General features: G+C 34.7%; 4 protein-coding genes. 3 read left to right on the top strand and 1 reads right to left on the bottom strand.

The window, feature by feature from the left end:
- Positions 1 to 460 precede the first annotated feature (460 nt).
- Together TX86_RS18810 and TX86_RS18815 are read left to right on the top strand one after the other, a co-directional pair.
- The gene (locus TX86_RS18810; protein ID WP_042351291.1) at positions 461 to 1,732 is read left to right on the top strand and encodes a RidA family protein; all 1,272 of its coding nucleotides are present in this window, start codon (positions 461 to 463) and stop codon (positions 1,730 to 1,732) included.
- 1,632 nt (positions 1,733 to 3,364) lie between these two features.
- Positions 3,365 to 4,279, top strand: a complete 915-nt coding sequence (locus tag TX86_RS18815) for a tyrosine-type recombinase/integrase (protein ID WP_042351292.1) — start codon at positions 3,365 to 3,367, stop codon at positions 4,277 to 4,279.
- A gap of 398 nt (positions 4,280 to 4,677) precedes the next feature.
- On the opposite strand, the gene TX86_RS18820 is transcribed toward TX86_RS18815, so the two are convergent.
- Complete coding sequence (locus tag TX86_RS18820) at positions 4,678 to 5,964, bottom strand: RNA-binding domain-containing protein (RefSeq protein ID WP_042351293.1); 1,287 nt, start codon at positions 5,962 to 5,964, stop codon at positions 4,678 to 4,680.
- Positions 5,965 to 6,542: 578 nt separating this feature from the next.
- Between TX86_RS18820 and TX86_RS26795 the strand changes: the two genes are divergently transcribed.
- Positions 6,543 to 6,716 carry a hypothetical protein gene (locus TX86_RS26795; RefSeq protein ID WP_154663170.1) on the top strand — a complete coding sequence of 58 codons (174 nt, stop codon included), beginning with the start codon at positions 6,543 to 6,545 and terminating at the stop codon, positions 6,714 to 6,716.
- The last annotated feature ends 100 nt before the right edge of the window (positions 6,717 to 6,816 follow it).

Genomic DNA, 6,816 nt, shown 5'->3' on the forward strand with positions numbered 1-6,816 from the left:
CTGTTTTTGTATATATTGTTGATTGTGCTGTCCATATTTCTTTTCCATCTTGCTGTAATTTGTCTTATAAATAATGGTAAAATGAAAGTCCTTAACATAATACTAAAACCACCACCAGGGACCACAATATTCTGATAATAAATAAAAAGTATAGTAATTGAATAAATAATTAATTTTATATATTTTCCCCGAATAATATTCAGTGAATATACACTCTTATCTTCCAGTTATTACGATAAAATTATCACGACCGTATTGAAAGCGTTATCATTCAATATTTAAATCAAATTCAGTTGCATTCACACCATTTATAATATTACAAAAGCATGCATTGTATATTCTTGAAGCGTCAAATATTTGGCAGTCAGGGTATGAATAATTCCACATATAGTTGTTTCTATATCTTTTAATATGAACCTTGTAAGAAATACATAAATATATCTAAAAGGAGAATAACTTCATGAACGGCGATAACGCAGTAGTAGCAAGAAATGCGGAAAATGCTCCAAATGGTATTGGTCTATATTCACAAACTGTAGCGTTCTCTCATTATAATAATCTTTCAGCTCAATTACCTATCGAACCCAAAACCGGTAAATTAGTAGCTGGCGGTATAAAAGAGCAGGCTGAACAGTGCTTTAAAAATATCAAGGCAATTATAGACAGCATCGATCATGTTATGAGCGATATTGTTAGAATCACTGTATTCGTTAAGAATATCAAAGATATTGACGCCGTAGATGAAGTTTATAAAACATTCTTCCCTACCTATGTTCCTACACGGACGACAGTCGCAGTTGCAGCTTTACCTATGGATGCTTTGGTGCAAATTGAAGCACTTGTTTCAAATGGTGAAGGTACAATTCCAAATGCACCACAAGCAGGCGATCTCATAAAGCTTACAAATAACACGGCAAATGCACCAATAAGTCCTTTATCTACACAAACTGTGTCTTTCTCTCATTACAACAATCTTTCAGCTCAATTACCTATCGATCCAAAAACTGGTAGATCGGTAACTGGCGGTGTAAAAGAGCAGGCTGGACAGTGCTTAAAAAATATCAAGGCAATTTTAGAAAGTATCGATGTTCCTTTTGACGATATTGTTAAAATTAATATCTTCCTTAAAAACCTCTCGGATATAGAGGCCGTAAACGAAGTTTATACAACATTTTTCCCAGACTCGGCTATCGCCAGAGCCGTAGCCTATGTCCCTGCACGTACAATAGTTGCAGCTTCAGCTTTACCTATGGATGCTTTAGTACAAATTGAAGCAGTGGTATCACACGGAGATGGTACACCACCACAAGCTGTTGAAGACAGACATGGACTTGTCATATGGGCAAACAACACTAAAAATGCACCAAAGTGTTCTCTATCTACACAAACTGTAGCATTTTCTCATTACAATCATCTTTCAGCTCAATTACCTTTGGACCCAACAACTGGTCAAATAGTAGCTGGTGGTGTAAAAGAGCAGGCTGGACAGTGCTTAAAAAATATCAAGGCAATTTTAGAAAGTATCAACCACGTTATGGACGATGTGGTTAAAGTAAATATCTTTCTTAAAAATATTGCAGATATTGATGCTGTAGACGAAGTTTACACAACATTCTTCCCAGGCGGTGTTCCTGCACGAAGAACAGTTGGCGTATCAGCTTTACCTAAAGATGCTTTAATCCAAATCGATGTAGTTGTATCAAACGCTGAAGGAACACCTCCAAAAGCATAACAGGCATTTGTTAGTAAATACAGAAACTATCAAAGCTACTTGTTAATGCCGGTGGTAAAAGCGACATCGCACATCCTATTCATAAAAAGGGGCTGTCTCAAATGACAATTGAGACAGCCCCTTTTTACAGCGCAGTTGAAAAAGCATCGAGATGCTAGCAAGGAGAAAAGCTTGCGATAACGACAAAATCTTACCAATCGAGTACAGTCCTCCACTCTATTTAAAATCAGTAATCTGAATAAATAATTGAATCTCTGCCAGAATCATTAAGATTAAGAATTTAAAAGACTTTCAACTTAACTCGGGATTACTTTGTTCATTTGTTCCCCAAGATCAATCGCTCCATCTCCACTTTATATTCCACAACGGATTACATCGGAATCTCCTCCTTATCAAGTAAGTATAATTATGGACCTGTAGGACCAAAATTGCGATATCTTTTCCCTTTTAACCATTGACCTTCTAATAGCTATACATCTCGTGCAGATACATCATCAACAATAACAATCCTTGCAATAAACTGATATCTATTAATAGAAGAAAAGAATCTCTTTCCTATTTTTCACTTCATTTCTTCTTTATCACCTTTAAACTTTTCTTCACTTCTTCTTTTCCTCTCTCATACTTCTATTTTCTTTCTTCTTCCTCTTTTCATTTTTTAAAGCATTTCATTTTTCTCTCTCCTTCTTTTCTTCTTTATCACCTTTAAACTTTTCTTCGCTTCTTCCTTTCTTCTCTCATACTTCTATTTTCCCTTTTCTTCCTCTTTTCATTTTTTATGACATTTCATTTCTTCCTCTCCTTCTTTTCTTCTTTATCACTTTTAAACTTTTCTTCACTTCTTCCTTTCTTCTCTCATACTTCTATTTTCTCTCTTCTTCCTCTTTTCATTTTTTAATACACTTACTTTTCTTCTTTACTTCTTTATCACTTTTGAATTTTTCTTCACTTCTTCTTTTCTTTTTTACTACTTTTAAACTTATCTTCTCATCCTCTTTTATTGTTAAATACTTATATTTTTTTATTCTTTTACTCTTTTATTCTTTACTGTCTTTATTTTTTTCTTTTTTACTTCTTTTACATATTTACAACCTTTATTTTATTCTTCTTTTCTTCTTTATCACTTAAAAATGTTTCTTTTTCAATTCTTTTCTTCGTACCAAGAAAAATTGTTGCAATCCCACACATTTTCGTCTAAAATATGGTTAAAACAAACTAGGCACATAATATACATTATATACGTTCATTCTTAAAAAACATGTGTTAAACTCGGCATATAATGTTTAAAAACAATAGGGTTTTAGATAGTAAATGATAGTAATATACTCGGCATATAAGTGAATAAATTTCAACAACGATTTAGAAATATTTTTCCATATCCAATTGGATTAAAGTACCATTTATTTCTCCGGTAACAATTTATCTTATTTTTACTTTTTTAACATATATAACCAATCTTTTTTGTTAAGATTATTAATATTAAAAATCAATTGAAAAATATTAAATTATTTATATATTAAAATTATAGAAATTATCGCAATTAACATAATATAAAGTTTATTTAGAATGTTTCGTAATTAATAGATAAGTTAGAATATTCACTCTGTTAACTTCAGGAAAGGAGTGTGAACGATGATTCAGGAATATATTTCCTTTCTCCAAGAAAAGGGAATGGCACAAAATACCATTATTTCCTATAGTAATGATTTATCTTATTTTTTCCGTGATTTACATATTCAACCAGATGATTTTGTAACGGCAGCTGATATCCGAAAATGGATCAATGAAATGTTAAATCCTACACATACAAAAGCGTTAGCAATCACTACCATCAATCGTCGATTAAATGCATTAAGAGGATTTTATAATTGGGCTGTGAAAATGAAGAAGATACAGCACAATCCAATTATAGATATTCAAGATTTGAAATCTGCAGATGAAGAGCATGAAAAGATCATGTGGCTAACGGAAGATGAGTTCGAAGATTTACTCCATATAATAAGGAAGAAACCCGTCAAAAGTCGTGGTGTTGATCCCGAAGAAAAGTTTCGTAGAGATAGAACCATTATCTACTTACTGACATATGCTGGACTAAGGGTGGACGAACTATCATGCCTCAAGCTGACAGATGTGGACCTGGAGTTAAAGCGTATTCGTGTTGTCGGAAAAGGTATGAAGGTGCGGACCATACCGATTGCCAACATACTGCTGGCTGAAATACAGGAATGGTTTAGTTTTAGGTCCAAAATGGCAGAGCAAAAACCGTATATTGCGGATTCACCATATGTCTTCTACAGTCAACGCTCACCGAAGTTTACTGTTCGTGGTATTCAGACAATGATTGAAGGCTATAGCTTACCGAAGAAAAAGCTAACGCCTCATATGTTCCGACATACATTTTGTAAGTGGATGCTGAAGGCAACGAACAATGATATTGAAAAAGTGCGCAGACTTGCTGGTCACAGCAACATAGCGACAACCAGTCGTTATTTGAAAGATTCATATAGTGACTTAGCAGATGCGGTTGATGCGTTGCCAAGGTTTTAAAATTCATAAATTAAATTAAAATGGCGAAAATAAACGGTCAATTAATCTCTTCACAAGAAAAGCGCAAGCGCCCGTTTAGAGACGTATAAACTGGAGCTCTCATCCTTTAGATAAAGGAAAAACCGAAATGTGGAGAACGCCTGTTTATTGGTGACAAGCATAAAGCAAGCTGGCTAGAAGGTCGCTTTTAACTTTCTGGACTGATTGACTTATGTCTTCGAGCCGATGGCGTTCGAAACTAGACAACACGAAGAGCCGATAGGCGATTCGATGTTGACCTATCGTAGGGAAGAGAGCGAAGTTTACTAGTCTCTGGGCGCTGAAGCTAGACAATAGAAAAACCATCTCAAAGTAAAAATGCCTTACTTTAAGATGGTTTTTGTCTATTTCAAATCCTTTTATTGTCTAACCTCATACCTAGTAGAAGGCCCATTTCCCTTCTTTACAATTACTTTTTGTTCCAGTAATTGTTGAATCAACTGTCTGACAGAAGATTTACTTTTATTTAAATAATGTTCTACATCTTTGCTTGTGAATGTAGGCTGTGAGGATAACCACTCCAATAAAGAAGCATGGTCATGGTCTTGTTCCAAAGGATGGTCTAAATCAATTTTAGGTAATGTGACCACAAAAGAGTTTGGACCAATTTCCCACGATGGAAGTAAGCCTGTATCTTGATAGCTTTCTTTCATGCGTTGAAGCCCCGTCCCGTAGCTTTCAATCCATTTTAATCGAAAGAAGATGTTTGCTAGCTTTGGATTACGACTTTGTGAAATACCAAGCTCAATGTCAGTAATCGTTAAGCCCGATACGAGCCCACCAACTGAAACAAATTCGATTCGATCATCAAATAGATGAATTAAAATGCTAGTACTAAAGCTATAATCTCGATGAACAGCCGCATTAATGAGTGCTTCCCGAATCGCATAAGCTGGGTATTCCGTCATTTCTACACGAGATAAACCATTAAAATAAGAAGATGTTGCATTGTGCATTTGGATATATTCGAAAGCATCATTCACTTGTTTTAATAAAGAGCCCGTAAACTCTTTCCGGTCCTTAAATTCAAGCTTTGTATCACCGTTATACCTTGCGCATTTAATGGAATGCTCACATTGATCCGATAAAAGTAACGCTACGTTTGTATAATAACCCTCATCATTCACTACCCCAAGGGTTCGTAACTGTGAATCACCAAAAGTTAGTTGCTGCTGCTCAAATACCTTTTTGGCTTCTTGGAATGTAAGCTGTTGATTGAGGCAACGCATATTCTCAAAATCAAAACCATCACTCTCTTTAATCATCTGACGAATCGCTTCATCAGATGCAGCACTCACAGATGTGCCATGACGTACAAATACACCTGATGGCTTCATCCCTTTGTTAGCCAAATGATACGGTCTTCTTGCACCTCTTGTCACTTCAATTTCAATGATTTCCTTCCCTTGAATCGTGACAATTTGAGCACTTGTATGCACCAAAATATCGGGCTTAATACTGTCACGAAGTATACTGCTAATTCTCTCTAATTCCCGATGGGCAGATGCTAAGCCAATCACCGTTCCATCATCTTCTACACCAATTAGCACTTTGCCACCATTTGTATTTGCAAAAGCAATGACTTCTTTCTTCAATCCTTCCGTCACTTCACGCTTCAACTCTAATGTAGGTGTTTCCTTAAACATACCCTTTCACCTCTCTTTATCCCGTTCAAACTGGTTCTAAGACCTCTCACTTCAACAAAACCGTGAGGGCACATAGACGAGTAAGTGGGAGATCAAGCTAATAATCGGTGGGGATGAAGGAAAACCCCCACCGATTAAAGTTTCACTTTATCAGTATGGTCTACATAAATCGATTATATATCAATAATCAATAAAAATCGATTATAATCGATTAATCAAAGTAAAATTGAATTTCCATACTATCTATATGATTCTATTGAATAGCCTAATTTCCTTTGTTCCAAAACATTCTATTTCTACGGACAAACATTTCAAAATGAATTTAAATAGTTTTGTGACACCCATTAGGCATGATGTTCATTACAGCAACAAAATAAAAAAACGTTTATAATTTCTCTTTCTCGGGAATAATAATATATTGAAACTTTCTTTTCGCTCATACGTAGAAACAGATACATTAATTTTTTTAAACAAAATATGAAAACTTGTACTTGTTAACACTCCGTTAACAAATTATTGCTATAGTATATGAAATAAGATAATGCAATACGATAACATTAAGAAAGTTGGTAGAGTAAATGAAATTATATCTATACGGATTACTACTATTAAGTATTTCTGCTTTTGTTTTCCTTCTATCAGTAGAATTAGGAGTCGTTGCTTTAGGAATATCCATCTTAACTCTCTTTACTAGAGCGTATGTGGAGAAAAAATTTGGCCCTCTTCTGAAGGAACAGAGCAATCAAGTTTAATTAAATGAAACGCTAGATTATTGACATAACCTATCTCTTCTAGTAAAAGATGAGAGGTGTAGCATACAAAAAAAGCGATTATCTCGGAGGGTAATCGCTT

Source organism: Bacillus massiliigorillae (genome assembly GCF_000380245.2).
In the GTDB taxonomy this organism is placed as follows: Bacteria; Bacillota; Bacilli; order Bacillales; family DSM-1321; genus Bacillus_AD; species Bacillus_AD massiliigorillae.